The 25,080-nt window shown below is 72.1% G+C and carries 19 protein-coding genes; 9 read left to right on the top strand and 10 right to left on the bottom strand.

Annotation, left to right across the window (positions count from 1 at the left end):
- Nucleotides 1-45: 45 nt before the first annotated feature.
- The 5 genes from ACZ60J_RS13255 to ACZ60J_RS13275 form a co-directional block, all read right to left on the bottom strand.
- The gene (locus ACZ60J_RS13255) at nt 46-1,209 is read right to left on the bottom strand and encodes an XdhC family protein (RefSeq protein WP_469681440.1); all 1,164 of its coding nucleotides are present in this window, start codon (nt 1,207-1,209) and stop codon (nt 46-48) included.
- A 110-nt stretch (nt 1,210-1,319) separates the two neighbouring features.
- The gene (locus ACZ60J_RS13260; protein WP_469681442.1) at nt 1,320-2,783 is read right to left on the bottom strand and encodes an NCS2 family permease; all 1,464 of its coding nucleotides are present in this window, start codon (nt 2,781-2,783) and stop codon (nt 1,320-1,322) included.
- Between the two features lie 368 nt (nt 2,784-3,151).
- A complete protein-coding gene (locus ACZ60J_RS13265) occupies nt 3,152-5,551 on the bottom strand; it encodes a xanthine dehydrogenase family protein molybdopterin-binding subunit (RefSeq protein ID WP_469681444.1) in 2,400 nt (799 codons plus the stop codon).
- A gap of 2 nt (nt 5,552-5,553) precedes the next feature.
- Complete coding sequence (locus ACZ60J_RS13270; RefSeq protein WP_469681446.1) at nt 5,554-6,162, bottom strand: (2Fe-2S)-binding protein; 609 nt, start codon at nt 6,160-6,162, stop codon at nt 5,554-5,556.
- A gap of 2 nt (nt 6,163-6,164) precedes the next feature.
- On the bottom strand, nt 6,165-7,061 hold the full coding sequence (locus tag ACZ60J_RS13275) for an FAD binding domain-containing protein (RefSeq protein ID WP_250744166.1): 897 nt from the start codon (nt 7,059-7,061) through the stop codon (nt 6,165-6,167).
- Between the two features lie 254 nt (nt 7,062-7,315).
- On the opposite strand from ACZ60J_RS13275, the gene ACZ60J_RS13280 reads away from it, so the two are divergent.
- Nucleotides 7,316-8,995 carry a PucR family transcriptional regulator gene (locus tag ACZ60J_RS13280; protein ID WP_469681447.1) on the top strand — a complete coding sequence of 560 codons (1,680 nt, stop codon included), beginning with the start codon at nt 7,316-7,318 and terminating at the stop codon, nt 8,993-8,995.
- A 167-nt stretch (nt 8,996-9,162) separates the two neighbouring features.
- Nucleotides 9,163-10,014, top strand: coding sequence for a hypothetical protein (locus tag ACZ60J_RS13285; RefSeq protein WP_469681448.1), 852 nt, complete (start codon nt 9,163-9,165; stop codon nt 10,012-10,014).
- A 490-nt stretch (nt 10,015-10,504) separates the two neighbouring features.
- Here the strand turns inward: ACZ60J_RS13285 and ACZ60J_RS13290 are convergent, their stop codons facing one another.
- Nucleotides 10,505-11,167: a GntR family transcriptional regulator gene (locus ACZ60J_RS13290; RefSeq protein ID WP_469681450.1), complete on the bottom strand. Its 663-nt coding sequence runs from the start codon at nt 11,165-11,167 to the stop codon at nt 10,505-10,507.
- Nucleotides 11,168-11,283: 116 nt separating this feature from the next.
- On the opposite strand from ACZ60J_RS13290, the gene ACZ60J_RS13295 reads away from it, so the two are divergent.
- Together ACZ60J_RS13295 and ACZ60J_RS13300 are read left to right on the top strand one after the other, a co-directional pair.
- Nucleotides 11,284-12,159 carry a (2Fe-2S)-binding protein gene (locus ACZ60J_RS13295; protein WP_469681452.1) on the top strand — a complete coding sequence of 292 codons (876 nt, stop codon included), beginning with the start codon at nt 11,284-11,286 and terminating at the stop codon, nt 12,157-12,159.
- A gap of 246 nt (nt 12,160-12,405) precedes the next feature.
- Nucleotides 12,406-13,491, top strand: a complete 1,086-nt coding sequence (locus ACZ60J_RS13300; protein WP_469681454.1) for a DUF2637 domain-containing protein — start codon at nt 12,406-12,408, stop codon at nt 13,489-13,491.
- Nucleotides 13,492-13,573: 82 nt separating this feature from the next.
- Here the strand turns inward: ACZ60J_RS13300 and ACZ60J_RS13305 are convergent, their stop codons facing one another.
- From ACZ60J_RS13305 to ACZ60J_RS13315, 3 genes are all read right to left on the bottom strand, one after another.
- Nucleotides 13,574-13,960, bottom strand: coding sequence for an ATP-binding protein (locus ACZ60J_RS13305; RefSeq protein WP_469681549.1), 387 nt, complete (start codon nt 13,958-13,960; stop codon nt 13,574-13,576).
- A gap of 208 nt (nt 13,961-14,168) precedes the next feature.
- Nucleotides 14,169-15,911, bottom strand: coding sequence for a pyruvate dehydrogenase (locus ACZ60J_RS13310; protein ID WP_469681456.1), 1,743 nt, complete (start codon nt 15,909-15,911; stop codon nt 14,169-14,171).
- A 72-nt stretch (nt 15,912-15,983) separates the two neighbouring features.
- Nucleotides 15,984-16,874 carry a protein phosphatase 2C domain-containing protein gene (locus ACZ60J_RS13315; RefSeq protein ID WP_469681458.1) on the bottom strand — a complete coding sequence of 297 codons (891 nt, stop codon included), beginning with the start codon at nt 16,872-16,874 and terminating at the stop codon, nt 15,984-15,986.
- A 400-nt stretch (nt 16,875-17,274) separates the two neighbouring features.
- Here ACZ60J_RS13315 and ACZ60J_RS13320 point away from each other — a divergent pair, with 400 nt between their 5' ends.
- Nucleotides 17,275-17,907 (top strand): hypothetical protein, encoded by a 633-nt coding sequence (locus ACZ60J_RS13320; protein WP_469681460.1) that lies wholly within the window; start codon nt 17,275-17,277, stop codon nt 17,905-17,907.
- A 151-nt stretch (nt 17,908-18,058) separates the two neighbouring features.
- On the opposite strand, the gene ACZ60J_RS13325 is transcribed toward ACZ60J_RS13320, so the two are convergent.
- Nucleotides 18,059-21,856, bottom strand: coding sequence for a S8 family peptidase (locus ACZ60J_RS13325; protein ID WP_469681462.1), 3,798 nt, complete (start codon nt 21,854-21,856; stop codon nt 18,059-18,061).
- 200 nt (nt 21,857-22,056) lie between these two features.
- Here ACZ60J_RS13325 and ACZ60J_RS13330 point away from each other — a divergent pair, with 200 nt between their 5' ends.
- Genes ACZ60J_RS13330 through ACZ60J_RS13345 form a run of 4 tightly spaced genes read left to right on the top strand, consistent with a single transcriptional unit; the run spans nt 22,057 to nt 25,040 of the window.
- The gene (locus ACZ60J_RS13330) at nt 22,057-23,034 is read left to right on the top strand and encodes a helix-turn-helix domain-containing protein (protein ID WP_469681551.1); all 978 of its coding nucleotides are present in this window, start codon (nt 22,057-22,059) and stop codon (nt 23,032-23,034) included.
- A gap of 24 nt (nt 23,035-23,058) precedes the next feature.
- Nucleotides 23,059-23,550 (top strand): DUF456 domain-containing protein, encoded by a 492-nt coding sequence (locus tag ACZ60J_RS13335; protein ID WP_469681464.1) that lies wholly within the window; start codon nt 23,059-23,061, stop codon nt 23,548-23,550.
- A 48-nt stretch (nt 23,551-23,598) separates the two neighbouring features.
- Entirely contained in the window at nt 23,599-23,994 is a 396-nt protein-coding gene (locus ACZ60J_RS13340) for a PPOX class F420-dependent oxidoreductase (protein WP_469681466.1), read from the top strand.
- Nucleotides 23,995-24,050: 56 nt separating this feature from the next.
- A complete protein-coding gene (locus ACZ60J_RS13345; protein WP_469681468.1) occupies nt 24,051-25,040 on the top strand; it encodes a phosphotransferase family protein in 990 nt (329 codons plus the stop codon).
- Nucleotides 25,041-25,080: the final 40 nt, after the last annotated feature.

Raw genomic sequence — 25,080 nt, forward strand, 5'->3', positions numbered from 1 at the left:
ACGGGGTTGCGCCCTTTCCACACCGTGCTACAGCCCGTCACCTCTTCAAGCGACGGAACCGATCCTGCTGATCACCGTGTTCGCGACATCCGGGTGGATCGGGATGTGCGCGCCCGTCAGGGCCGCGCCGGTGCCGCCGCGCCGGTTGGCGACGATCTCGGCGGCGATGGACAGCGCGGTCTCCTCCGGGGAGCGGGCCCCGAGGTCCAGGCCGATCGGGGAGCGCAGCCGGGCCAGTTCGAGCTCGGTCACGCCGACCTCGCGGAGCCGCTTGTTGCGGTCCTCGTGGGTGCGGCGGGAGCCCATGGCGCCGACGTAGGCGACGGGAAGTTTGAGTGCCAGTTCGAGGAGCGGGACATCGAACTTGGCGTCGTGCGTGAGGACGCACAGGACCGTCCGGCCGTCGAGCCCGCCCGCGGAGGACTGCTCCTCCAGGTAGCGGTGCGGCCAGTCGACCACGATCTCGTCCGCTTCGGGGAAGCGCTTCTTCGTGGCGAACACGGGCCGGGCGTCGCACAGCGTCACCCGGTAGCCGAGGAACTTGCCGATCCGCACCAGGGCGGAGGCGAAGTCGATGGCTCCGAAGACGACCATCCGGGGCGGCGGGACGCTGGACTCGACCAGCACCTTGAGCGGCTCTCCGCAGAGGCGGCCGTCGGCGCCGATCTCCAGCACACCGGTCTTGCCGGCGTCGAGCATGGCCCGGGCCTCGTCGGCGATGGCGCGGTCCAGCTCGGGGTGACCGCCGAAACCGCCCTCGTAGGAGCCTTCGCCCCGGACGAGTACGGCGCGGCCCATGAGCTCGGCCGGTCCTTCGGCGATCCGGGCGACCGCCGCCGCCTCCCCGCGAGCGGCGGCGGCCAGCGCGGCCGCGAACACCTCCCGTGCGGGAGAGCCCACGGGGACCGGGGTCACCAGGATGTCGATGATTCCGCCGCAGGTCAGACCGACGGCGAAGGCATCGTCATCGCTGTAGCCGAAGCGCTCCTGGACGGTCTCGCCGTCCTCCAGCGCCTGCTGGCACAGCTCGTACACCGCACCCTCCACGCATCCACCGGAGACCGAACCGATGGCCGTGCCGTCACTGTCGACGGCGAGGGCCGCTCCGGGCTGCCTGGGTGCGCTCCCGCCGACCGCCACGACCGTGGCGACGGCGAAGTCACGTCCCTGCTCGACCCACCGGTTCAGTTCTTCGGCGATGTCCAGCATGGGGGCCTCCTCGGAGGGGTTCGTTTTCCAGTATCGGATACGTGGAGGGTGCGGTTCCTGCCAAGAGATCACGCGGGGTGATCCGTACGGCCCGATGGGCCGTGGCCGGCTCAGGCGACGCCGAGCCAGCTCTCGATCGGGTGGAGCGCGAAGAAGACCAGGAAGATTCCGGTCAGCGCCCACATGAAGCCGCCGATCTCGCGGGCCTTGCCCTGCGCGACCTTGATGGCGACGTAGGAGATGACGCCCGCGGCGACACCAGCGGTGATCGAGTACGTGAAGGGCATGACCACGACGGTCAGGAAGACCGGGATCGAGGTCGAGCTGTCGGCCCAGTCCACGTGGCGGGCGTTCTGCATCATCATCGCGCCGATGACGACCAGGGCCGCGGAAGCGACCTCACCCGGGACGATCTGCGTGATCGGGGTGAAGAAGAGGCAGGCGGCGAAGAACAGACCCGTGACGACGGAGGCGAGACCCGTGCGGGCACCCTCGCCGACGCCGGTGGCCGACTCGACGAACACGGTCTGGCCGGAGCCACCGGAGATGCCACCGATGGCGCCACCGGCACCGTCGATGAACAGCGCCTTGGACAGGCCCGGCATGCGGCCCTGCTCGTCGGCCAGCTTGGCTTCGGTACCGACACCGATGATGGTGGCCATCGCGTCGAAGAAGCCGGCGAGCACCAGGGTGAAGACGATCATGCCGACGGTCATGTAGCCGACGTCGCCCCAGCCGCCGAAGGAGACGTGGCCGAAGAGCGAGAAGTCCGGCGCGGAGACCGCGGAGCCGGAGAGCTCCGGCGGGCCGTTCTTCCAGGCCTTCGGGTCGATGTCCACGATGGCGTTGAGGATCGCGGCGAGCACGGTGCCGCCGACGATGCCGATCAGGATCGCGCCGGGCACCTTGCGGGCCTGGAGCATGAAGATCGAAACCAGGGTGATCGCGAAGAGCAGCACGGGCCAGCCGGAGAGCTCACCGGTCGCACCGAGCTGGACGGGGGGCATGAACTCCCCGCCGTTGCCCACGAAGCCCGCCTTCACGAAGCCGATCAGGGCGACGAAGAGGCCGATGCCCATGGTGATGGCGTGCTTGAGCGCGAGCGGGATCGCGTTCATGATCATCTCGCGGAGGCCGGTGACGACCAGGAGACAGATCACGATGCCGTAGACCACGCACATGCCCATGGCCTGGGCCCAGGTCATCTGGGGGGCCACCTGCGAGGCCAGCACGCCGGACACGGAGAGGCCGGCGGCGAGCGCGAGCGGGACCTTGCCGACGAAGCCCATGAGGAGCGTCGTGACAGCTGCGGCGAAAGCCGTGGCGGTGATGATCGCCGAAGCGGCCATCTTGTCGCCGTTGACATCCGCGCCCGAGAGCAGCAGGGGGTTCAGCAGGAGGATGTAGGCCATGGCCATGAAGGTCGTGATACCGCCACGAACCTCGTTGCTGACCTTGGAACCGCGCTTGCTGATGTGAAAGTACCGGTCGAGCCAAGACTGTCCGGCGGGGGACGAAGAGCCGTCTCCGGCTCCCTCCGCACTGGGCTTGGACTCCACAGAGGACTGGGTCATGGTGCCTAACTCCCAAGGTTCAAAGGGGCACCCGCATAAAGATTGGAGACACGGGATTTGGGAAAACGCGTTTGGCTGCACGACCCGGGGTGACGGCCCGAGGCGACGCAAATTGTGCACTGCGTGTACTGCGGGTACTGCGAGGGTTCTGCGGTACGGCTGGTACTCCTGGTGTCACCTGGGGTAGTCGGTGAACCGGGGTGTACTGCGGGGGGTACTGCCGGTGAAACTGACCGCGAGCGGTGCGGTGCTGATGACTCCGGACTTCTGTGCTCCGGGCGGTGCGGCTGGAAGTGTGACGTTCCCGTGTCACACCGCCCGGAAATCTGGGGGGTCCGGGGGCCTCGCGGCCCCCGGACCACGCCGTCCTAGAGGGTGCCGGTGAGCAGTTCCGGACGGATCGGCGTCTTGTTGATCTCCAGACCGGTCGCCGCCCGGATCGCCGCGATGACGGCCGGGGTGGACGAGAGGGTCGGGGCCTCGCCCATGCCGCGCAGGCCGTAGGGGGCCTTCGGGTCGGCGAGCTCCAGGACGTCGACCGGGATGGTCGGGGTGTCGAGGATGGTGGGGATCAGGTAGTCCGTGAAGGAGGGGTTGCGCACCTTCGCGGTCTTCGGGTCGACGATGATCTCTTCCATGATCGCGACGCCCAGGCCCTGGGTGGTACCACCCTGGATCTGGCCGACCACGGAGAGCATGTTCAGCGCCTTGCCGACGTCCTGGGCGGTGGCCAGCTCGACGACCTTGACGAGGCCGAGCTCGGTGTCCACCTCGACGACCGCGCGGTGCGCGGCGAAGGTGTACTGGACGTGGCCGTTGCCCTGGCCGGTGACCAGGTCGAAGGGCTCGGTCGCGGCGTGGCGGAACTCGAGCTCGATGTCGATCGGCTCTTCGCCCTCCAGGATGTCGGCCAGGTCCGCGAGGACCTCTCCGCCATCGGTGACGACCTTGCCGCCTTCGAGGAGCAGCTCGGCGGTCGCCCACGCGGGGTGGTACGAGCCGTTCTTGCGCCGGCCGATCTCCAGGACCGCCTCGCGGACGGCCTCACAGGTGTTCTTCACCGCGCCACCGGTCATGTACGTCTGCCGCGAGGCGGACGTGGAACCGGCGGAGCCGACCTGGGTGTCGGCCGGGTGGATGGTCACCTGCGTGACACCCAGCTCCGTACGGGCGATCTGGGTGTGGACGGTGATACCGCCCTGGCCGACCTCCGCCATGGCCGTGTGGACCATCGCGACGGCCTCGCCGTTGATGGCCTGGAGGACCACGCGGGCGGTGGAGTAGTCGTCGAAGCCCTCGGAGAAGCCGACGTTCTTGATGCCGACCGCGTAGCCGACGCCGCGGACGACGCCTTCACCGTGGGTGGTGTTCGACAGACCACCGGGCAGCGCGCGGACGTCCGCGTTCTCGCCGGCGGACTCCCACTGGCGCTCCGGCGGCAGCGGGCGGGCCTTGACCCGGCGCAGCAGCTCGGCGACGGGCGCCGGAGCGTCCACGACCTGGCCGGTGGGCATGATCGTGCCCTGCTCCATGGCGTTGAGCTGGCGGAACTCGACCGGGTCCATGCCCAGCTTCGCCGCGAGCTTGTCCATCTGGGCCTCGTAGGCGAAGCAGGCCTGGACGGCGCCGAAGCCGCGCATCGCGCCACAGGGCGGGTTGTTCGTGTAGAGCGCGATCGCCTCGATGTCCACGTCCTCCAGGACGTACGGACCGACCGAGAGGGAGGAGGCGTTGCCCACGACCGCCGGGGAGGCGGACGCGTACGCGCCGCCGTCCAGGACGATCTTGCACTTCATGTGCGTGAGCTTGCCGTCCTTGGTGGCGCCGTGCTCGTAGTACAGCTTCGCCGGGTGACGGTGCACGTGGCCGAAGAAGGACTCGAAGCGGTTGTAGACGATCTTGACCGGCTTGTTCGTGGCCAGGGCCAGGAGGCAGGCGTGGATCTGCATCGAGATGTCTTCGCGGCCACCGAACGCGCCGCCGACGCCCGAGAGCGTCATGCGGACCTTCTCCGGCGGCAGGCCGAGGACCGGGGCGATCTGCTGGAGGTCCGAGTGCAGCCACTGGGTGGCGACGTACAGCTCGACGCCGCCGTCCTCGGTGGGTACGGCCAGACCGGACTCCGGGCCGAGGAAGGCCTGGTCCTGCATGCCGAAGGTGTACTCGCCCTCGACGATGACGTCGGCGCGCTTGCGGGCCTCTTCCACGTTGCCGCGGATGATCGGCTGGCGGTGCACGATGTTCGGGTGCGGGACGTGACCGATGTGGTGGTCGTCGCGGCCCTCGTGGATCAGCGGCGCGTCGGCGGCGAGGGCGGAGGCCTCGTCCGTGACGAGCGGCAGCTCACGGTAGTCGATCTTGATCTTGGCGGCCGCGCGGCGGGCGGTCTCCGGGTGGTCGGCGGCCACGAGGGCGACCGGCTCACCGTGGTGACGGACCCGGCCGTTGGCGAGAACCGGGGTGTCCTGGATCTCGAGGCCGTAGTTCTTCATCTCGGCCGGCAGGTCGTCGTACGTCAGCACCGAGTAGACGCCCGGCATCGCCAGGGCCTCGGAGATGTCGATCGAGACGATCTCGGCGTGGGCGACGGTGCTGCGGAGCGTCTGGCCCCACAGCATGTCCTCGTGCCACATGTCCGAGGAGTACGCGAACTCGCCGGTCACCTTGAGGGTGCCGTCCGGGCGCAGAATCGATTCGCCGATTCCGCCCTTCTGGTGGTTCTGCGTGACGTTGGTCGGCGTGCCGACCGTACGCGTGTTCTGGGCCATGGTCAGACCGCCTCAGACTGACGGGCGGCCGCCAGGCGGACCGCGTCGAGGATCTTCTCGTAGCCCGTGCAGCGGCAAAGGTTGCCGGACAGGGACTCACGGATGTCCTGGTCGGACGGGGAGGGGTTCTCCTCCAGCAGTGCGTCCGCCTGGATCAGCAGACCCGGGGTGCAGAAACCGCACTGGACGGCGCCGGCGTCGATGAACGCCTGCTGGATGGTGGAGAGCTCGACGCCCTCACCGGTCTGCGAGTCGGAGGGCTTGGCCTGCCACTGCTTGGCCGCGTCCAGGGTGACGCCGCCCTTGCTGCCGCAGCCGCCGCCGGTGCCGCACGCGCCGCCGTGGCCGTGCTCCTCGCGCTGCTTGGAGAAGTCCGCCAGGCCCTCGACGGTCACGACGTCGCGACCCTCGACCTGACCGGCCGCGACCAGGCAGGAACAGACCGGCACGCCGTCGAGACGGACGGTGCAGGAACCGCACTCGCCCTGCTCACAGGCGTTCTTCGAACCGGGAAGGCCCAGGCGCTCGCGCAGGACGTAGAGAAGGGACTCGCCCTCCCAGACGTCGTCGGCTTCCTGCTGACGGCCGTTGACAGTGAAATTGACGCGCATGATTACGCAGCCCCTTCAAGCGAGCGACCGTTGTTCGAGCCGCGGTACTGCTCCCACGTCCAGACGAGCTGGCGGCGAGCCATGATGCCGACCGCGTGGCGGCGGTACTTCGCCGTGCCGCGGACGTCGTCGATCGGGTTGGCCGCGCCGGAGGCGAGGTCACCGAACTGCTTGGCGATCGACGGGGTGATGACCTTGCCGGACTCCCAGAAGCCGCCCTCTTCGAGCGCGGCGTTGAGGAACTCCTCGGCGGCCTTCGCCCGGATCGGGGTCGGCGCGGCCGAACCGATGCCGGTACGGACCGTGCGGGTCTCGGGGTGCAGCGCCAGGCCGAACGCGCAGACGGCGATGACCATCGCGTTGCGGGAGCCGACCTTGGAGTACTGCTGGGGGCCGTCCGCCTTCTTGACGTGGACGGTCTTGATGAGCTCGTCGGCGGCCAGCGCGTTGCGCTTGACGCCGGTGTAGAACTCGTCGATCGGGATCAGGCGGGATCCGCGTACGGACTCCACCTCGACCTCGGCACCCGCCGCGAGCAGCGCGGGGTGGGAGTCGCCGGCCGGCGAGGCGCAACCGAGGTTGCCGCCGACGCCGCCGCGGTTGCGGATCTGCGGGGACGCGACCGTGTGCGAGGCGAGCGCGAGACCCGGAAGCTCCGTGCGGAGGTTCTCCATGATCTGGGTGTACGGGACGGAAGCGCCGAGCCGGACCACGTCCTCCCCGACCTCCCACTCGCGCAGGAGACCGATGCGGTTCAGGTCCAGGAGGTACTCCGGCCGACGGTGGTCGAAGTTGATCTCGACCATCACATCGGTGCCACCCGCAATCGGCACAGCTGTGGGGAACTCGGCCTTAGCGGCGAGCGCCTCCTCCCAGCTGGCGGGGCGAAGGAAGTCCATGTGCGGCTCTCTTCTTCTTAATCGGGTCGTTCACTTCAAGCCAGGAGGCCGTTGGGCCCTCGACTGGTCGTTCACGTGCTGTTAACGCGGTGTGGACTCAGTACACCGGCCCTCCGTCCCCCGGGTGCAGTCACCGAAACCATGAAGGAGTTGGCTGGGGACCTCCCTCGTCTTGTAGATTCGTATGAAAGGCAGGATGCGACGACCTGCCCGATTTCCAACGGCAACATTCGAGACAGATCGGCGGCGACATCATGCGGCTGCGCGCACTGCTGGAAACCGAGGCGCTGGGGCTGCGGCTGCTGGGCGGCGAGGAAGAACTCGACCGGACGGTCCGCGGGGTCATGACGACCGACCTGAGGGATCCCAGCCGATACCTATCCGGAGGGGAACTGGTCCTCACTGGCCTGGCATGGAGACGAAATTCAGCCGACTCCGAGCCGTTCGTACGAATCCTCGCGAGCGCAGGCGTGGCCGGGCTCGCGGCCGGCGAGGCGGAGCTGGGTGACATTCCCGACGATCTCGTCTCGGCGTGTCTGCGCAACCGTCTGCCGTTGTTCGCTGTAAACGAAGACGTTGCATTCGCCACCATCACCGAGTACGTGGTGCGGCAGGTGTCCGGAGAGCGTGCCGGGGACCTTGCGGCCGTAGTGGACCGCCATCGGCGGCTCATGACCTCCGGTCCCGCCGGTGGCGGACCCGATGTGGTCCTCGATCTCCTCACCACGGACCTCGATCTCCGGGCCTGGGTGCTCTCGCCCACCGGTCGGCAGATCGCCGGAGCGGGCGAGCCGCTGGCGCCGGGCATCTGCGCGGCACTGGCGAGCGAACACCTCGCGGCGGTCCGGACGGGCCGCAGGGGTCCGCACCGGATCTCCCTCCAGGGTATTACGTACTCCCTCTTCCCGATCAGGGGACACGGCCGCGGAGCCGCAGGTCCGGCGGCCCGTGACGTCCGCGAGAGCGTGCTCTCCGACTGGCTGCTGGCCGTCGAGGCCGACGCCGGCGACTGGCCGGCCGAACGGCTCGACCTGCTCCAGGGCGTCACCCAGCTCATCGCGGTCGAGCGGGACCGCCGCGACGCGGCCCGTACGGTGCGCCGCCGGCTGGCCCAGGAGGTCCTGGAGCTGGTCCAGACGGGCGCTCCGCCCGCCGAGATCGCCGCCCGCCTGCGGGTGGCCGCGCCGGTCCTCCTGCCCGGTCTGGGCGCCGCCCCGCACTGGCAGGTCGTCGTGGCCCGGGTCGACTGGGACGGCGGCGACATCGCGGGCGGCCCCGTGGCCCAGTCGCTCCTCGAGGAGATCCTGGTCGACCCCTCGGTCTCCGGACCGGAACCGTCCGACCGGATCGCCGTCGCGCACGCCGGGGACGAGGCGATCGCCCTCGTACCCCTGCCCGCGCCCGCCGGGGAGCCCGGAGAGGATAAGGGCCCCGACACCGCCCTGCACGCGGAAACGCTGCTGGCGGCCGTACGGGAGCCCCTGGCGGCCGGTCTCGCCGACGACGGCCGGCTCACCCTGGGCGTCAGCGCGGCCGTGTCCTCCGCCGAAGGGCTCCGCGGAGCCCTGGAAGAGGCCCGGCACGCCCGCCGGGTCGCGGCGGCCCGCCCGGGCCGGGTCTGCGCCGCCGGTCACCACGAGCTCGCCTCGCACGTCCTGCTGCTCCCGTTCGTCCCGGACGACGTCCGCCGCGCCTTCACCGCCCGGCTGCTCGACCCGCTGCGGGACTACGACCGCCGCCACCGGGCGGAGCTCATCCCCACCCTCGAAGCCTTCCTCGACTGCGACGGCTCCTGGACCCGCTGCGCGACACGGCTGCACCTCCACGTCAACACGCTGAGGTACCGGGTCGGGCGAATCGAGCAGTTGACGGCGCGCGACCTTTCCCGCCTGGAGGACAAGCTCGACTTCTTCCTGGCACTGCGGATGAGCTGAGAAGATCCACCGCCTGACCGGCCGGGGGGCCGGTCGGGGGCGGCTGATGATCCGTCCGGACTTTGTGAAAGAGTTCACCCGACCCCTTGGCCGAAGCCGCCGATCCGTGCTCTCATTTCGCCCCAGGGCTCAACGACGTGCTGCTTGGTTGCTTTGGGGAGGGCAATGTGGCGGATACCGCCATGTCCAGTGCCGGAACTACCGGGGGAGACGACCCCCTCCAGCGGGCGATATGGCGGCTGCGCTCGCGCGGCTGTTGGACCGACGCGGCGGCGCTGCTGACGCCGCACCTGCACGATGCCGGAGCCGCCGTGCAGCGGACCGGGCTGCTGGTCGAACGCTGCCTGTTCACGGGGCAGGGCTGGGCCGAGGCCGAGGACGCGCTGCGGGTGGCCGAAGCGGTCTCCCAGGAAGACGACCACCGCGGCGCGGCCGCGTGCGAGCGCGGTCACCTGGCGTACGCGGCGACCGTACTGGGCGTGCGCGACCGGGCCGACGAGGCACGCTCCGCGCTCGGCCGGGCAGCGGCGCTGCTGTCCCCCGGGTCGCGCACCCGGCCGCTCCTGGACTTCCGCCGGGGCCTGGTCGCCGAACACCTGGCGGACGCCCCCTCCTCCGCCCTGCCGGCCTACCGGCGGGCCCACGCGGGCGCCCTCACCCACGGCGACACCCTGCTCCTCTCCTTCACCTGGCGGCACCTCGCGGCGCTGGCCCTGCGGGACGGGGAGGTCGCCGAAGCCCGCAAGGGCTTCGCGGAATCCCTCCGCATCCGGGAGGACCTCGGCTTCCTGATCGGCACGGCGCCGGCGCTCGCGGCCCTGGCCGAAGCCGAACCGGAACCGGAGGCCACCCGCCTCCGTGCGGAGGCCCGCCGCCTCTTCCACCTCCTGGGCGGCATCCCCACCTGGCTCGCCGACCAACTCCACCCCGGCCGCCTTCCCGACGCGGAGCTCGCACCGCTCAGCACTGGCGCGCCTCCCGGGCTTCGCCCCGCTGCGCCGGCCTCCGACCGGCGGTAACCGGGCGGGGCTGGCGCCACCGCCGTCCCGCGGGTCCCGGTGGGCGGGTGCGGCCGGGTCGGCCCTGCGGGGCGAGTCCCCTACCCGCCCTTCCACCGTTCCCCGGGCCGGCCCGGACCCGCGCCTCAAACGCCGGCGGGGCTGGGAAGGGGTACCGGGCTGCACCCGGACCCCTGGGGCTCCGCCCCAGACCCCGGTCCTCAAACGCCGGACGGCTGAAAGGCCGGACCCCGGCCTCTCAACCGCTGGGCGGCTGAGAGGCCGGACGGCTGAAATGAACCCGGGGCGGCTGGAAGGGGCTGTGGGGCCCGGTCGGGGTCGGGGGTGGGGTGGGGTGTCGGACTGGACGTAAAACGTGATTTGTGGCGCGAGACCACGCCGCGCCTGGTCGAAGCTCGGCACAGGGCGCCTAAATCATGAGTCCAGTCCGACACCCCACCCCGCCCCCGGCCCCGACCCACCCGCAGCCCCAGCCCCAGCCCCAGCCCCCTCAGGGGGACTTGAAGTGGCTGCGGAGAAGGGACTCCGCCTCCGGGAGGTCGCCCGTACACAGGGCCGCCAGGACCGCCATGTGCTCCGCCGCGTCCGCGACGAGGTCCGCCCGCCGGCTGTGCCGGGGCCCCGGCAGGGGCCACTGGGAGCGCCGGTGGAGGTCCTCCGCCACCAGCAGGAGCTGCGCGTTGCCGGCCAGTGCCAGCACCGCCCGGTGAAACGCCCGGTCCGCATCCGCATACCGCGCCGCATCACCCGCGGCCGCCGCCGCCTCCCCCTCCGCCGCCACCGGCACCACCGCCGCCCACTCCCCCGCCGGCACCGTCCGGGCCAGCCGCAGCATCACCGGGAGTTCGAGCAGCGCCCTGACCTCGGCCAGCTCCGCCAGCTCCCCCGGGGTGCGGGTCAGGACCCGGAAGCCCCGGTTCGGGAGGCATTCGACGACCCCCTCCAGCGCCAGCTGCTGCATCGCCTCGCGCACGGGCGTCGCGGAGACCCCGAACCGCTCCCCCAGCGCCGGCCCCGAGTAGATCTCCCCCGGCGCCAGCTCCCCCGCGAGCAGCGCCGCCCGCAGGGCGTCGAGGACCTGCCCGCGCACGGAGTGGCGCACCACCTTGCGGTCCTGCTGTGCCGGTACCCGGGCTCGGTCCGTATCGCGCACTCGGTCCTCCCACGGGTTTCGACCTGCCCGAAGAATAGCCCGGCTTCCCACACCCACCGGAGATCAGGTAAGGTAAGGCTTACCTGCTAAAGATCACGCGATGGGGTGGTACGCGCATGACCGTCACGGCCGTAGCGCCCGCCCAGGGCTGCGCCCACCCGGTACTCACCCCCTCCCCGGTGGCAGACGCCTACGCACGGATGACCGAGGCGTACGCCGGACTGCGCGTCACCGAGCTCGCCCCGCACGAACCCTCCCCTCGCGGTGTGGGGTGGGTCGGTGCGGACGAGCTCGCGGCGGGCGGCGACGCCCTGGAGGCGTTCCTCGCGTGGGACGAAGCTCAGATACTCCGCGACTACGGGCGCCCGGGTCGCGCCGACGTGGTCGCGGGGTTCGGGCTGCACCGGTACGCCTGGGAGGCCTGCCTCCTGTTCACGGCGCCCTGGTTCCTGGACCGGCGCGTCCCCCTCCTGCCCCCGGAGGCCGTGTCCTTCCACCGGACCCAGGGCCGGATGGCCGTCCGGGTCCGCTCCTTCGCCTGCCTGCCGGACGATCCGGCGGCGGCGCTCCCCGGGGCCCGGGTCGTGCCCGACGAGGACGCGCTGCGCGCAGAGGTACGGGCTGCGGTGGCCCAGCACCTCGAACCGGTCATGGGGGGCTTCGCCCCGCGGACCCGGCGCGGGCGGCGCGCCCTGTGGGGCATGGTCACCGACGACGTGGTCGAGAGCCTCTGGTACGTGGCCAACCTGCTCGGCGAAGCCCAGGAGCAGCGGGCCATGGAGGAGCTGGACCGGCTCTTCCCCGGCTCGACCGCCCCGTACACCGGCGGCGCGGGCTTCCGCACGCTCGAGGCCCCGGACGGCCGCGAACTCCCCACCCGCGACCGGGCGAGCTGCTGCTTCTTCTACACGATCCGCCCCGACGACACGTGCACCACCTGCCCCCGCACCTGCGACGCGGACCGGGTCGCCCGCCTGACGGCCGGCGGCTGAGGAAACGGCCCCACCCCGACGGCATCACACAACCCACCCGTCCGACTGACGAAATTCGAACTCAACTCACCCCACACGAGCGGGAGTTCGATCCGCAACACCCTATCCGGCGGGCTCCACCCCCCGTTGGCGTCCACTTGCCCCGAAACCCGCGTGTACGGCTCACCGGCTGCGCCACTATGGCGCCCGGAAAGCCGCACCGGCCACGAGCCGAACAGACGCGTACGCGAGGCAAGGGACAACCGCATGAGACTGACCGACATATCGCTGGACTGGCTGCTGCCCGGCAGCCTGCTGATCCTGGGCGTGCTTGCGGCAGTGGCGGTACTGGCCCGGGGCAAGCGCGAAAGCGAGAAGGCGGGGGTGGCCGAGGACAGCTGGGAGCGCAGCGAGGAGCGGCGGCGGCGCAAGGAAGCCGTCTACGGAACCGCCTCCTACGTCCTGCTCTTCTGCTGCGCGGCGGTCGCCGCGGCACTCTCCTTCCACGGACTGGTCGGCTTCGGCCGGCAGAACCTCAACCTCTCCGGGGGCTGGGAGTACCTGGTCCCCTTCGGACTCGACGGCGCCGCCATGTTCTGCTCGGTGCTCGCCGTCCGCGAGGCCAGCCACGGCGACGCGGCCCTCGGTTCGCGCATGCTGGTCTGGCTGTTCGCGGGAGCCGCCGCCTGGTTCAACTGGGTGCACGCCCCGCGCGGCCTCGGCCACGACGGCGCTCCTCAGTTCTTCTCCGGCATGTCGCTCTCGGCGGCCGTGCTCTTCGACCGGGCCCTGAAGCAGACCCGCCGGGCCGCACTGCGCGAACAGGGCCTGATTCCGAGGCCGTTGCCACAGATCCGGATGGTCCGCTGGCTGCGGGCGCCCCGGGAGACCTTCGGCGCGTGGTCGCTGATGCTGCTGGAGGGGGTCCGCACGCTCGACGAGGCCGTGGACGAGGTGCGCGAGGACAAGAAGGAGAAGGAGAACGACCGACACCGCAGGCGGGAGCAACACCGCCTGGACCGCGCGCACATCAAGGCGCTCGGCCGGCAGAACCGGGCGTTCGGGCGCGTGGCCCGCGGCCGTCAGGTCGAGGTGCCGGGGCTGGCCCCCGGAGCGGGCTCCGCGCCGGTCGGCGCGGAGCCGGCCATAGCGGAAACCGGACAGCTGCCCCTACGGCGCCGACCCTCCCTGCAGGCCGTGAGCGGAACGGAGCCCGTCCACACGGCTGACATCACCGACCTGGCCACGGGCCCCCGGACGGTGGACCTCACCGCCGAGGACGATACGCAGACACTGCCCCGACTCGACTCCCTGGAGCGCAAACTGAAGGACCTGGAGCAGCAGTTCGGCTGACGTGTCCGACGCCGTCGACGTCACTGACGGCACGAGGCCCCGGCCCGTCCGGGACCTGCACCGCGGGGTCCGCCCGGTTCACTCAGGCGGGCCCCGCCTCTTTCGCTCCGTCGAGCTCGAACCACACCACCTTGCCGCCGCCCAGCGCGAGCCCGAGCGCGTCCACACCCCAGGCGTCGGCGAGCGACTGCACCAGTACCAGTCCCCTGCCGTGCGTACCGTCGTCGGCGGACGGTACGTGCGGCCGGGGCCGGCGGGCGGCGTAGTCGCGGACCTCCACCCGCAGCCGGTCGGCGGCGAGCGTCGCGGAGACCTCGGCTCCCTGATCGGTGTGGACGAGGGCGTTGGTGACGAGCTCGGTGATCAACAGCTCGGCCACCTCGGCGGCCTCCGCCTTGCAGCGGTGGCGCATCAACTCCCGTAAATCCTTGCGGACTTCTCCCACGGCTTTCAGATCGGCCCGCCGCACGCTCCGGGTGATCTCCGACGCGTGCGTACCCGTCCCCTCCTCGGCCGACGGTTCGCGCGGCACCGGCCGCCCTCTCCGCCACAGCTTCCCGGCCTTCGCCCCCACCCGCACGGCGATGTACCTCCCGTATGCCCGCTGCCCGACGGCCCGCCTGTCGAACAGGCCTACGGGATGCATGCCCCCCGGGGAAATCCGCACGCATTCGGACTCAAGGGCGCGGCACGTTGCGGAGGTTGGATCGCGCCATCTGGATCATCCGGCCCACCCCGCCGTCCAGCACGATCTTGCTGGCCGAAAGTGCGAATCCGGTCACCATTTCGGCGCTGATCTTCGGCGGAATGGACAGCGCGTTGGGGTCCGTGACCACGTCCACCAGAGCGGGTCCCTTGTGCTTGAAAGCATCCCTCAAAGCGGCTGTGAGCTGCTTGGGCTTCTCCACCCTGACTCCGTACGCGCCCGCCGCGCGGGCGATCGCCGCGAAGTCGGGGTTCTTATTCGTCGTTCCGTACGAAGGAAGGCCGGAAACCAGCATCTCCAACTCGACCATACCGAGGGATGAGTTGTTGAAGAGGACCACTTTGACGGGGAGGTCGTACTGCACCAGGGTGAGGAAATCTCCCATCAGCATCGAGAAACCGCCGTCGCCCGACATCGACACCACTTGACGTCCGCGATCGGTGAACTGTGCGCCGATGGCCTGCGGAAGGGCGTTGGCCATGGAGCCGTGACTGAAGGAGCCGATGATGCGGCGCTTTCCGTTCGGGGAAAGATAGCGCGCGGCCCATACGTTGCACATGCCTGTATCCACGGTGAACACCGCGTCTTCGTCGGCGAGTTCGTCGAGCACCGCGGCCACGTACTCGGGGTGGATGGGGGTGCGCTTCTCGACCTTGCGCGTGTACGCCTTCACCACTCCCTCCAGGGCGTCCGCGTGCTTCTTCAGCATCCGGTCGAGGAACCGGCGGTCCGTCTTGGCCTTCACCCGGGTGTTCAGCGCGCGCAGGGTCTCCCGTACGTCGCCCCAGACCGCGAGGTCGAGCTTGGAGCGGCGGCCGAGGTGTTCGGGCCGGATGTCCACCTGGACGATCTTGACGTCGTCGGGGAGGAAGGCGCTGTACGGGAAGTCCGTGCCGAGCAGGATCAGCAGATCGCACTCGTGGGTGGCCTCGTAGGCCGCGCCGTAGCCGAGCAGCCCGCTCATGCCGACGTCGTACGGATTGTCGTACTGGATCCATTCCTTGCCGCGCAGGGCGTGCCCGACGGGGGCCTTGACCCGGCCGGCGAACTCCATGACCTCCGCGTGGGCGCCGGCGGTGCCGCTGCCGCAGAACAGGGTGACCCGGTCGGCCTCGTCGACGAGCCGGACCAGCTTGTCGATCTCGCCGTCGCCGGGCCGTACGGTCGGCCGCGCGGTCACGAGGGCCTGCTCGATGCCCTGCTCCGGGGCGGGCAGGGAGGCGATGTCCCCGGGCAGCGACACCACGCCGACGCCGCCGCGTCCGACGGCGTGCTGGATGGCGCTCTGCAGCACGCGGGGCATCTGCCGGGGGTTGGAGATCAGCTCGCTGTAGTGGCTGCACTCGGTGAACAGCCGGTCGGGGTGGGTCTCCTGGAAGTAGCCGAGGCCGATCTCGGAGGAGGGGATGTGCGAGGCCAGCGCGAGGACCGGGGCCATGGAGCGGTGGGCGTCGTAGAGCCCGTTGATCAGGTGGAGGTTGCCGGGGCCGCAGGAGCCTGCGCAGGCGGCGAGGGAGCCGGTGATCTGGGCCTCGGCGCCGGCCGCGAAGGCGGCGGTCTCCTCGTGGCGCACCTGGATCCACTCGATGCCGCCGGTGCGGCGGATGGCGTCGACGACGGGGTTGAGGCTGTCCCCGACGACTCCGTACATCCGGCGCACGCCGGCGCGCACGAGGATGTCGATGAACTGCTCCGCCACGTTCTGCTTGGCCATGGAGGGGGCGCCCTTCCCTTTTCCGGTTCGGCTCTGCCGGGTGCGCCTCCCATCCACGCATGATCCGCCGGGTTACGCCTCCCAGACCGCGGCGGCCGTCCGGTCGTCGGCGTACCCCTTGAGGCGCAGCTGGGTGTCCGCGAGGAAGGCGGCGAGGCCCGGCGGGGGTGCGTCGGCCCAGCGGGCGGCGAGCTCGGCGGACAGCGGCTCCTCCTCCCGCATCGGGTCGGCGAGGCCGCCGGAGCACAGGAGCAGGGTGTCACCGGGGCGGGCCACGGAGGCGCGGAACCGGAAGCGGAATCCGGCGGGCGGAGCGGGTGCCGGGGCTGTCCCCATGACCGTCCCCGTCCCCGGCCCCGTCGGCCCGGGCTCCTCCAGGTCCCGCCACTGTCCGTCCCGGAGCCGGAACAGTCCGCCCGCGCCCGCGCCGAAGCAGACCCGGGTCCGGCAGCCGGGGTCGACCGGAAGCAGTACCCCGCGCAGCCCGGCCGTGTAGCCGTCCTCCGGGAGCCCGAGCTCGGCGGCGCGGGCGCGCAGCTGCCCGTAGCCGCGGTCGGTGAGCCGCTGGAGCCCCGAGCGCAGGGCTTCGCGCCGGCCGTCCCGGATGTCCTGCGACAGCCGCTCCTGGCTCCGCCCGACGGCTGCGGCGACGGAGCGGCACACCTCGGCGGCGGCTTCGGCGGCCCCGGGGGCGGCCCGGTCCCCGCCGGCGAGCACCACCAGGACCAGCGCGTCGGGGCCGGTGCCGAAGCGGGCGGTGAGCAGGAAGTCCCGCCGGACCTCGCCCCGGAACCGGGCGGAGTCCCCGCGCACGGAGGCCGCGCGCAGCGTGTAGCCGCCGTACTGGGCCCCCTCCAGCACGGTGTCGGGGGTCAGCGCGACGAGCCCGGCCGGGTCGGCGGCGGGCAGCGCGATGGGCTCCGCGGCGTAGGTGGGCGGCCGGTCCCCCAGATGCGCCACCACGGGCCGCGGCACCCCCGCACCACCAAGCCCACCATCACCCCCGGGAGCAACCCCCCACCCCACCCCGGCCCCAGGATGCGCCCCCAACGCGAACCCGGTGGCCCCGGTGGCCCCGGGACCAGAGCCCGGATCGGAACCAGAGGCGGAATCGATCCCGGAATCGGTACGGGCGCCCGAGCCGGGGCCGGTCCCTGGACCGGCCGCAGCGCCGGACCTGGGATCTGAGGCGGGGCCGGAACCGGCCCCGGCCCCGGCACCCGGCGGCGAGCCGGCGTTCGGGCCCGCCCCCGGATCGGCGTCGCCACCCGCACCGGGTGTCGGCGCGGCTCCCGCCGGACCGGCCGGGGTCTGGGGCGGAGCCCCAGCAGGGTCCGGGCGCAGCCCGGGGAACGGTGGAAGGGTGGGTAGGGGACTCCGCCCCGCAGGGCCGCCCGCCTCCGCCCGAGCCCCGTCGGACGGGCCGGACGGGCTGTCCGGCCCGCTCCCGGCCTCCGCCGGCTCCGGCTCCGGCCCCGCGGGCGCAGCCGCCGGCGTCGCCTCGTCCCGCGGGCCCCAACTCCAGTCGGCCGGTTCCCCCGGATCCTCGGCCGGCAGCGCGGGCGGGACGGCGACGCTCCCGAGCGCGTACCAGGTCTGGCCGCCCTCCCGGGGATCCCGCGGCGGCGGCAGCACGGAGGCGTCGTACGCGTCCTCCGCCGAGGCCTCCGGCCGGGCTCCGGCCACGGGCGGCCCGGCCTCAGGCTCCGACCCGCCACCGGCCACGGGCGGCCCGGCTTCCGCGACGGGCTCCGCCACCGGCCCGGGAGCAACCACGGGCGGCTCCACCTCCGCCACCGGCCCGGGAGCAACCACGCGCGGCTCCGCCTCCGCGGCGGGCACCGCGCCCGCCTCCTCCCCCGTCAGGGAAACCGGCTCCCTCCGGGGCCCGGGTACCGCGGACGGCGTCGGGGCCACCAGCACCGCCGCCGAGCGGAAGCGGTGTTCCAAGGTGTCCCGGGGATCGGGTTCCGGCCCCCCGTCGGGGTCCTCGTAGAGCTTCTGCCACCAGTCATCCGCGCCCGCGTCCCGCTGACTCATGGCCCTCATTGTCGGGCTCCGGCGCAGCCGAAATCCGGCGAACGAGGGAAAAAGGGGGGCCCATCGGACCGCCGTCCGATGGACCCCCCAGCTCTATGTCGTACGACTTAGCGAATGTCGTACGCCCGCGCGACCATCTGGGTGACGGTGGCGCCGTTCTTGTCGGTCAGCTCGACCTTGAGCATGACCTGCTTGCCCGCGGCTCCGGCGTGGTCCACGGTCGCGGTCCACTGCCCGCCGCGCTCGCCGACCTTCGCCTGGATCCAGGTGCCGCCCTCGTCGTACGAGTACGACAGCTTGGCCGAGGCGAGCGCGCCGGGCGCGTAGCCCGCGTGCCCGCTGACCGAGAGGCCGATCTTCTGGCCGTTGGCCGCGGCCAGCGTCTTCATGCCGTCCAGCGGGGCCGAGATCCGCGGGAAGATGACCAGCAGCCCCTGCGAGTACTGCGCCTCGTCCAGCTTCGAGCGGAAGGTCCAGGTGGTCTGGATGCCGGAGGAGCGCTGCCAGGTGCGGGCCGGCTGGCCGAACTTCTCCAGGTACTGGGTCAGTTCGTAGGTGGCCTCGCGGGCCGGGACCTCGAAGGCCCCGAACGGGTAGCCGCTGTCGCCCAGCGACTCGCCGTCGACCTTGAGCGAGACGTTGCCGAGGTCGCCGAAGCCGCCCGGCTGCGCGTAGTGGCCGGTGTCGCCCCACATGGCGGAGGAGAAGCCGATCAGGTTGCCCTGCCGCTCGGCGGCGAGCTGCTCCTTGCCCGCGGTGTCGCGCGGCGCGACCGGGCCGATGACCCCGTCGTACCAGTTCTCCGTGCGCTGGGAGCCCGCCTTGTACGTGCGGTGCCGGTCGGTCATGAACTCGCCCCAGGGGAAGCTGCTGGAGACCATGTGGTCCCAGGCGGTGTCCCCGGCGGAGTAGTACTCGGTGCGCTTGCCCGGTACCGCGACGGTGTCGATGGAGCCGAAGTACACGGCGTTGCCGAGCGGGCGGTAGGCCCCGGTCACGTCGATGAAGTCGGCGGCGACGCCCATCGACTGGTAGGCCGATTCGACGGTGCCCAGCTCGCGGTCGCGCACCCGGTAGGTGCGGTCCCCGTGGACCCGGCCCTTCTCGATCTGGGCGAGGTTGTAGACGTACGGGCTCTTCGCGCTGCCCTTCCAGCTCAGCGTGACCGGCCCCTTGCCGAGCTTGGCCAGCAGGGCCCGGCCCTCGCCCGCCTCGATGGACAGCGCGGGAAGCGCGCCGCCCGCGTAGCCGGTGAAGGCCTGCCAGCGGCCGGGAGCGTCGCGGTAGGCGAGGACGCCCTTGGCGCCGGCCGCCTTCGCGGCCTCCGCGATCCCGTACAGCGCGCCGTCGGCCACCTTGACCAGCACGATCGCACCCTTGGCGGCGACGGCGGCGAGCTCCTCGGGGGTGCCCGTGCCCGCGTTGACGAGCGGGGCGCTGCCCGTGCCGTCGAGGTTGTCGCTGCCGGTGGAGGCGGTGATCGGGTGCAGCACCGGGCCGCCGGAGGCCTTCAGCTCGGAGATCAGCGGCGCGGCCGCCCGCCAGTAGCTGCCGAACTCGAAGTCGCCCTCCTTGGCGGGTCCTTCGACCGAGGCGTAGTAGCCGCGGATGGTACGGCCGCCCGAAGCGGTGCCCGCGTGCAGCCAGGCGTCGCCCCAGGAGCGGGAGAAGGCGAGGGTGGTGGCGCGCGCCTCGGAGGGCTTGTCGGTGGCGATGCTCAGCTTGGCCGCCTTGCGGGCGTCCAGCACGATCACCGTGTCCTTCTTGATCTCCGTCTGCGGACGGCCGAGGTAGGTGAGCGAGTCGTACATCCGCTCGCCCTCCCCGGCGTCGAGGGTCCCGACGAAGGCGGACAGGAAGTACGAGCCCGGGCGGACCCGGTAGACCTGGTCGGCGGCGCCCTCGTTGAAGCGGCGTTCACCGGTGGCGTCGTCGGTGCCGATCAGGTCCAGCGAGGACGGGCCGGCGGCGGGCTTGCCGTCGCGGTCGAGGAGCTTGACGCGCACGGTCACCGTCTCCGGCTCCACGTAGAGGGAGAAGGGGGTGGAGACGTGCACGCCCTTCGCCGTGGCGACGACGCGGCCGGTGACGTCCCCGTACTGGGAGCGCTCCAGCTTCGCGGCGGGGTCCAGGGCGAGCGGCACCTTGACGGTGGCGCCGGCCGGGACGGTCACGGTACGCCGGTCCAGGCGGGCGACCTGGCTGCGGACGGCGGAGCCGTCGTTGCCGGTGACCTTCTCCACGGAGAGGTTCAGCGTGACGGGCTTGGTCCCCGTGTTGGTGTACGGGACCTCGACGCCGGTGCGGTCGCTGCGGTCCTGCGGCCAGTTGAAGGTGCCGCCCTGGAGTGCGGGGGCGCTGGTGACGGTGGTGTCGATGGCGGCCTTGACGTCGAGCCGGCCGCCGCCGGTCTCCCGTACGTCGCCCGGGACCGCGGTGTTCGCGGAGCCGACGAGCGCGGCCTTGATCTGCTGCGGGGTCCAGTCGGGGTGGCGCTGCTTGACGATGGCGGCGGCGCCCGCGACGTGCGGGGTGGCCATCGAGGTGCCGGACATGGACGTGTACGCGTACACCCCGCGGCCGCCCATGGCCGCGGCGGAGATCTGGACGCCGGGGGCGGCGATCTCGGGCTTGAGGGTGTGGTTCAGACCGGCCGGGCCGCGGCTGGAGAAGGAAGCCGTCGTGTCGTCGCGGTCGACGGCGCCGACGGTCAGCACGCTGGGCGCGCAACCGGGCGAGGAGACGGTGTTGTTGCCGGGGCCGGCGTTGCCCGCGGCGATGACGAAGAGGCTGCCGCTGCTCTGCGCCAGTGCCTCGGTGGCCGCGGCCAGCGGGTCGTCGCAGGAGAGCTGGGAGGGGTCGCCCAGGCTCATGGAGACCACGTCGGCCTTGCTGTCCACGGCCCACTGCATGCCCGCGATGATCCAGGAGTCCAGGCCGTAGCCGGAGTCGTTGAGGACCTTGCCGCTGAGCAGCTGCGCGCCGGGGGCGACGCCCTTCTTCGCGCCGGAGCTCGCCGCGCCGGAGCCGCCCACGGTGGAGATGGTGTGGGTGCCGTGGCCCTGGCGGTCCTCGGCGGTGTCCGAGTCGGTGAAGTTCTTGGCTTCGGCGACCCGGCCCTTGAGGTCGGGGTGTTCGAGGTCGGTGCCCGTGTCGAGGACGGCGACCTTCGTGCCCGTGCCGTCGAATCCGGCGGCCCATGCGGCGGTGGCGCCCACCTGCTTGGTGGAACGCTCCAGGTTCGCCTGGACCTTGCCGTCCAGCCACAGCTTCTTCAGCGGGGCGGAGGCGGCGGAGCGGGCGCGCGGGTCGACGTTGGCGCCGGTGACGTCGGCCCAGAAGTCGGCGGCCTTGTCCTTGTCGGCGGCGAGCGCGACACCGCCGATGGAGCCGAGGACCAGCGACTGCTCGGCCCCGCGCGGGGCGGGCGGGGCACTGCGCGCGAGGCTCGCGGAGCGCTCGTACACGGCGATCAGCGGGAGCTTCTTGGCGTGCGCGTCGTCGTAGCCCTGCCGGATCAGGCCGGTGACGTTGAAGAGCTCCTCGTCGACCTTGCCCGCGGCGAGGGCCTTGACCGCGCTCTCGGGGTAGACGTAGAGGTCCTTGCCCGCCTGGCGGGTCTGCACGATCGGCTGGGAGCCGTCGGGGCGGGGCATCGCGGTGGCGGCCGTACGGCCCTGCGCGTCCGTGGACACCAGGACCCGGTCGCCGGTGACCAGGGTCACCGTCACGGGGCCGGTGGGCTGCTTCGCGGCCTCCTGGCTGCCGGTGAGGGCCTTCCTTGCCGTTCCGGATCCTGCTCCGGAGGCTCCATCGCTCGGCTGCGCCGTGGACGGGCCCACGGCCGTGACGGCCAGGACGGCCGCGATGGCCGCTCCCAGTGCCGTACGCGATATCGGGCGCATCGCTCTCCCCAGATGAATTCCGGCCAACTACTGCATTGCACGGCGAAAATGCCGCGTAAATGGCTTCTGGCCAGCGGATGTTGGTGCTGCGGTGGCGCCACCTTGGCAGAGGGGCGCCGGGTGCGGCGATGATGTCGGCGGCGGGTTTGCGCCGTGGCCGCTTCCCGCCAGGAACGGCTCCGAGAGGTTGGGTGGACGAGTTGCTGGGTGCGATAGGCCTCGACGAAGGACAGGAGTCCGCTTACCGCGCGCTGGTCGCGCTGGGGGCGGCGGAGATACCGGACCTCGCGCACCGGCTGACGCTGCCGGTGCAGCAGACCGAACGGACCCTGCGCCATCTGGAGCGCCACGGGCTCGCCGCCCAGTCCTCGGCCCGCCCGGGCCGGTGGGTGGCGGCCCCGCCCGGGGTCGCCCTGGGGGCCCTGCTCACCCAGCAGCGGCACGAACTGGAGCAGGCGGAGCTGGCGGCGGCCCTGCTGGCGGAGGAGTACCGAGCGGAGGCCGCCGAGCCGGCCGTGCACGACCTGGTGGAGGTGGTGACGGGCGCCAGCGCGGTGGCCCACCGCTTCCACCAGCTCCAGCTCGGCGCGGTGGAGGAGGTGTGCGCGCTGGTCAGCGGCCGGCCCCAGGTGGTGGCGGGGACGGACAACGACGCGGAGGACCGGGCGGCCGTACGGGGCGTCGCGTACCGCGTGGTCATCGAACGGGAGGTGCTGACCCTGCCGAGCGGGATCCGGGAGGCGTCCACCGCGCTGGCCCGCGGCGAGCACATCCGGGTGTCGGCGGCGGTGCCGACCAAACTCGTCATCGCGGACCGGTCCCTCGCGATGGTCCCGCTGACGGCCCGCGGCGCGGAGCCGGCGGCGCTGGTCGTGCACGCGTCGGGGCTGCTGGAGTCCCTGATGGGCCTCTTCGAGGCGGTCTGGCGGGAGTCGCTCCCGCTGCGGCTGGGCTCCACCGGGGCGCCGGAGGAATCCGACGGCGGACCCGACGCCACGGACCTGGAGATCCTCACCCTCCTGCTGGCGGGGATGACGGACGCGAGCGTCGCGAAGCACCTGGAGCTGGGCCTGCGGACGGTGCAGCGGCGGGTCAAGGGCCTGATGGAGCTGTCGGGCGTCACGACCCGGCTCCAGCTCGGCTGGCACGCGTACGAACGGGGCTGGGTGGCCCGGTAGCCCCAGGTCAGGCACGCTGAGCAGATGGATCTGCCTCAGCTGCCCCAGTTGCTGCTGGTGGGGCTGGTGCTGGTGCTCGGATTGCTCGCGGTACTGGTCCCCGGCGCCCCCGGCACCCTCCTCGTCTGGGCCGGGCTCCTGTGGTGGGCGCTGCACGAACGGACGTCGGCGGCCTGGGGTCTGCTGGCGGGTGCGACGGCACTGCTGCTGGTCGTCCAGGTGGTGAAGTGGCAGCTGCCCCCGCGGCGGCTCCGGGGGGTCGGCGTCACCCGCCGGATGGTGGTGTACGCGGGTGCGGGGGCGGTACTGGGCTTCGTGCTGCTCCCCGTCGTCGGCGCGGTCCCCGGCTTCGTGGGCGGCATCTACCTCTGCGAGCGGCGCCGCCTGGGCACCCACGGGGAGGCGTGGGCGTCGGTTCGGGCGGTGATGCGGGCGGTGGGGACGAGCGTGCTGGTGGAGCTGTTCGCGTGCCTGCTGGTGGTGGGGGCCTGGGTGGGCATGGTCCTGTGGGCGTAGGCCATCGGCCCGATGCGCCGGGCGGGTCCGGCTGGGATCGTCTCCCCCATGACGGACAAGACGGAGTTCAAGGGATTCAAGGGTTTCAGCGAGGCCGAGCTGACCTACCTGCGTGCCCAGCACCTGGGCCGGCTCGCGACGGTGGACGAGGCCGGGCAGCCCCAGGCGAACCCGGTGGGGTTCTTCCCGCAGGACGACGGCACGATCCTGGTGGGCGGGCTGGCGATGGGCACGACGAAGAAGTGGCGCAACCTCACCAAGAACCCCCGGCTGTCCCTGGTCGTGGACGACCTGGTCAGCACCCGCCCGTGGACGGTGCGCGGCATCGAGATCCGCGGCCGGGCCACGCTGGAGGTGGGCCCGCACTCCCTGGGCCCCCATTTCAGCCCGGAGGTCATCCGCATCCACCCGGACCGCGTCCTGGCATGGGGCCTGACGGGGTAGCGCACCGTACGAAAATGCGGGGTGCGTCCGGTGCCCCTGCTGTTCTCATGCCCGGGATGGACACCAACTCGAACACACGGAGCGCGCCCTGCGACCCGTGGCCCGCCCACTTCGCCGACCGCGGCCACCCGGAAGCCCGCCGTGTCGGCGCCGGTGTCGAGGGCGTCGTGTACGCACTGGGCGGGGGCCGGGTGGCCAAGGTGTGGGCCGGCCGCCCACCGGCCGGTCTCGCGCTGACCCGCCAGGTGTACGCGGACATCGCCCGGCACCGCCTGCCGTTCTCCACCCCGGAGATCTTCGAGGTCGAGGACCACCAGGGCGTCCTGGTCACGTACGAGCGCGAGCTGCCCGGAGGCCCGATGAGGGTGGACTCCGCGCACGCGGCGTACGAGCGCGAGCTGCCCGCCCGGGACACCGACGCGCTGCTCGCCGTGCTGCGCGGCCTGGCCTCCGTCCCCGGCACCGATGCCATGCTCCGGTTGACGGTCCAGGGGGACGACCGTCCGCTGTGGCAGGACCACGGCTGTTTCCGCGACGCGCTCGCGGCCCTGGTCGCCCGGGCCGCGGCCCGGCACGGCGCCGCCCTGGCGGCTCACGTCCCGGACTTCGCGGCGGGAGTGGAGCGCACGCTCACGGCGCTGCGCTCGCTCCCCGACGCCCCGGTGACGGCGATCCACGGCGACCTCGTACCGCCCAACATCCATGTCGACGACGCCGGCCGGCCCGTCGCCGTACTCGACTTCGGCTTCTACACGACCGCGGGCGACCCGGCCTTCGAGGCCGCCGTGACCGCCGCCGTCTGGGACATGTACGGGCCGCACGCCGAGGAGCACGCCTCGGAACTCACCGGGCTCTTCGCCCGGGAACTCGGCCACCCGCCGGCGACCCTCACCACCTACCAGGCGGCGTACGCGCTCACGACCTACGACCTCTTCGGCCAGGACGAGCACGACGGCCACTTCCGCTGGTGCGCGGGGCAGCTGCGCCGCAACACCGTGTTCAACGCTCCCGGGAGCCCCGGGCCCTCTCTGCCGTCCGGCGTGTGAGGACCGGGGTCCCGCCCCGGGCGGGGTGGAACCCGCCCGG

It is taken from the genome of Streptomyces sp. NPDC104226 (assembly GCF_055584085.1).

Bases quoted from the DNA above. Each gene is read 5' to 3' on its own strand.
- ACZ60J_RS13335 (WP_469681464.1), top strand. From the start codon at position 23,059: ATGGATCTGCCTCAGCTGCCCCAGTTGCTGCTGGTGGGGCTGGTGCTG.
- ACZ60J_RS13295 (WP_469681452.1), top strand. From the start codon at position 11,284: ATGACCGTCACGGCCGTAGCGCCCGCCCAGGGCTGCGCCCACCCGGTA.
- ACZ60J_RS13280 (WP_469681447.1), top strand. From the start codon at position 7,316: ATGCGGCTGCGCGCACTGCTGGAAACCGAGGCGCTGGGGCTGCGGCTG.
- ACZ60J_RS13300 (WP_469681454.1), top strand. From the start codon at position 12,406: ATGAGACTGACCGACATATCGCTGGACTGGCTGCTGCCCGGCAGCCTG.
- ACZ60J_RS13270 (WP_469681446.1), bottom strand. From the start codon at position 6,162: ATGCGCGTCAATTTCACTGTCAACGGCCGTCAGCAGGAAGCCGACGAC.
- ACZ60J_RS13265 (WP_469681444.1), bottom strand. From the start codon at position 5,551: ATGGCCCAGAACACGCGTACGGTCGGCACGCCGACCAACGTCACGCAG.
- ACZ60J_RS13310 (WP_469681456.1), bottom strand. From the start codon at position 15,911: ATGGCCAAGCAGAACGTGGCGGAGCAGTTCATCGACATCCTCGTGCGC.
- ACZ60J_RS13325 (WP_469681462.1), bottom strand. From the start codon at position 21,856: ATGCGCCCGATATCGCGTACGGCACTGGGAGCGGCCATCGCGGCCGTC.
- ACZ60J_RS13345 (WP_469681468.1), top strand. From the start codon at position 24,051: ATGGACACCAACTCGAACACACGGAGCGCGCCCTGCGACCCGTGGCCC.
- ACZ60J_RS13340 (WP_469681466.1), top strand. From the start codon at position 23,599: ATGACGGACAAGACGGAGTTCAAGGGATTCAAGGGTTTCAGCGAGGCC.
- ACZ60J_RS13260 (WP_469681442.1), bottom strand. From the start codon at position 2,783: ATGACCCAGTCCTCTGTGGAGTCCAAGCCCAGTGCGGAGGGAGCCGGA.
- ACZ60J_RS13255 (WP_469681440.1), bottom strand. From the start codon at position 1,209: ATGCTGGACATCGCCGAAGAACTGAACCGGTGGGTCGAGCAGGGACGT.
- ACZ60J_RS13275 (WP_250744166.1), bottom strand. From the start codon at position 7,061: ATGGACTTCCTTCGCCCCGCCAGCTGGGAGGAGGCGCTCGCCGCTAAG.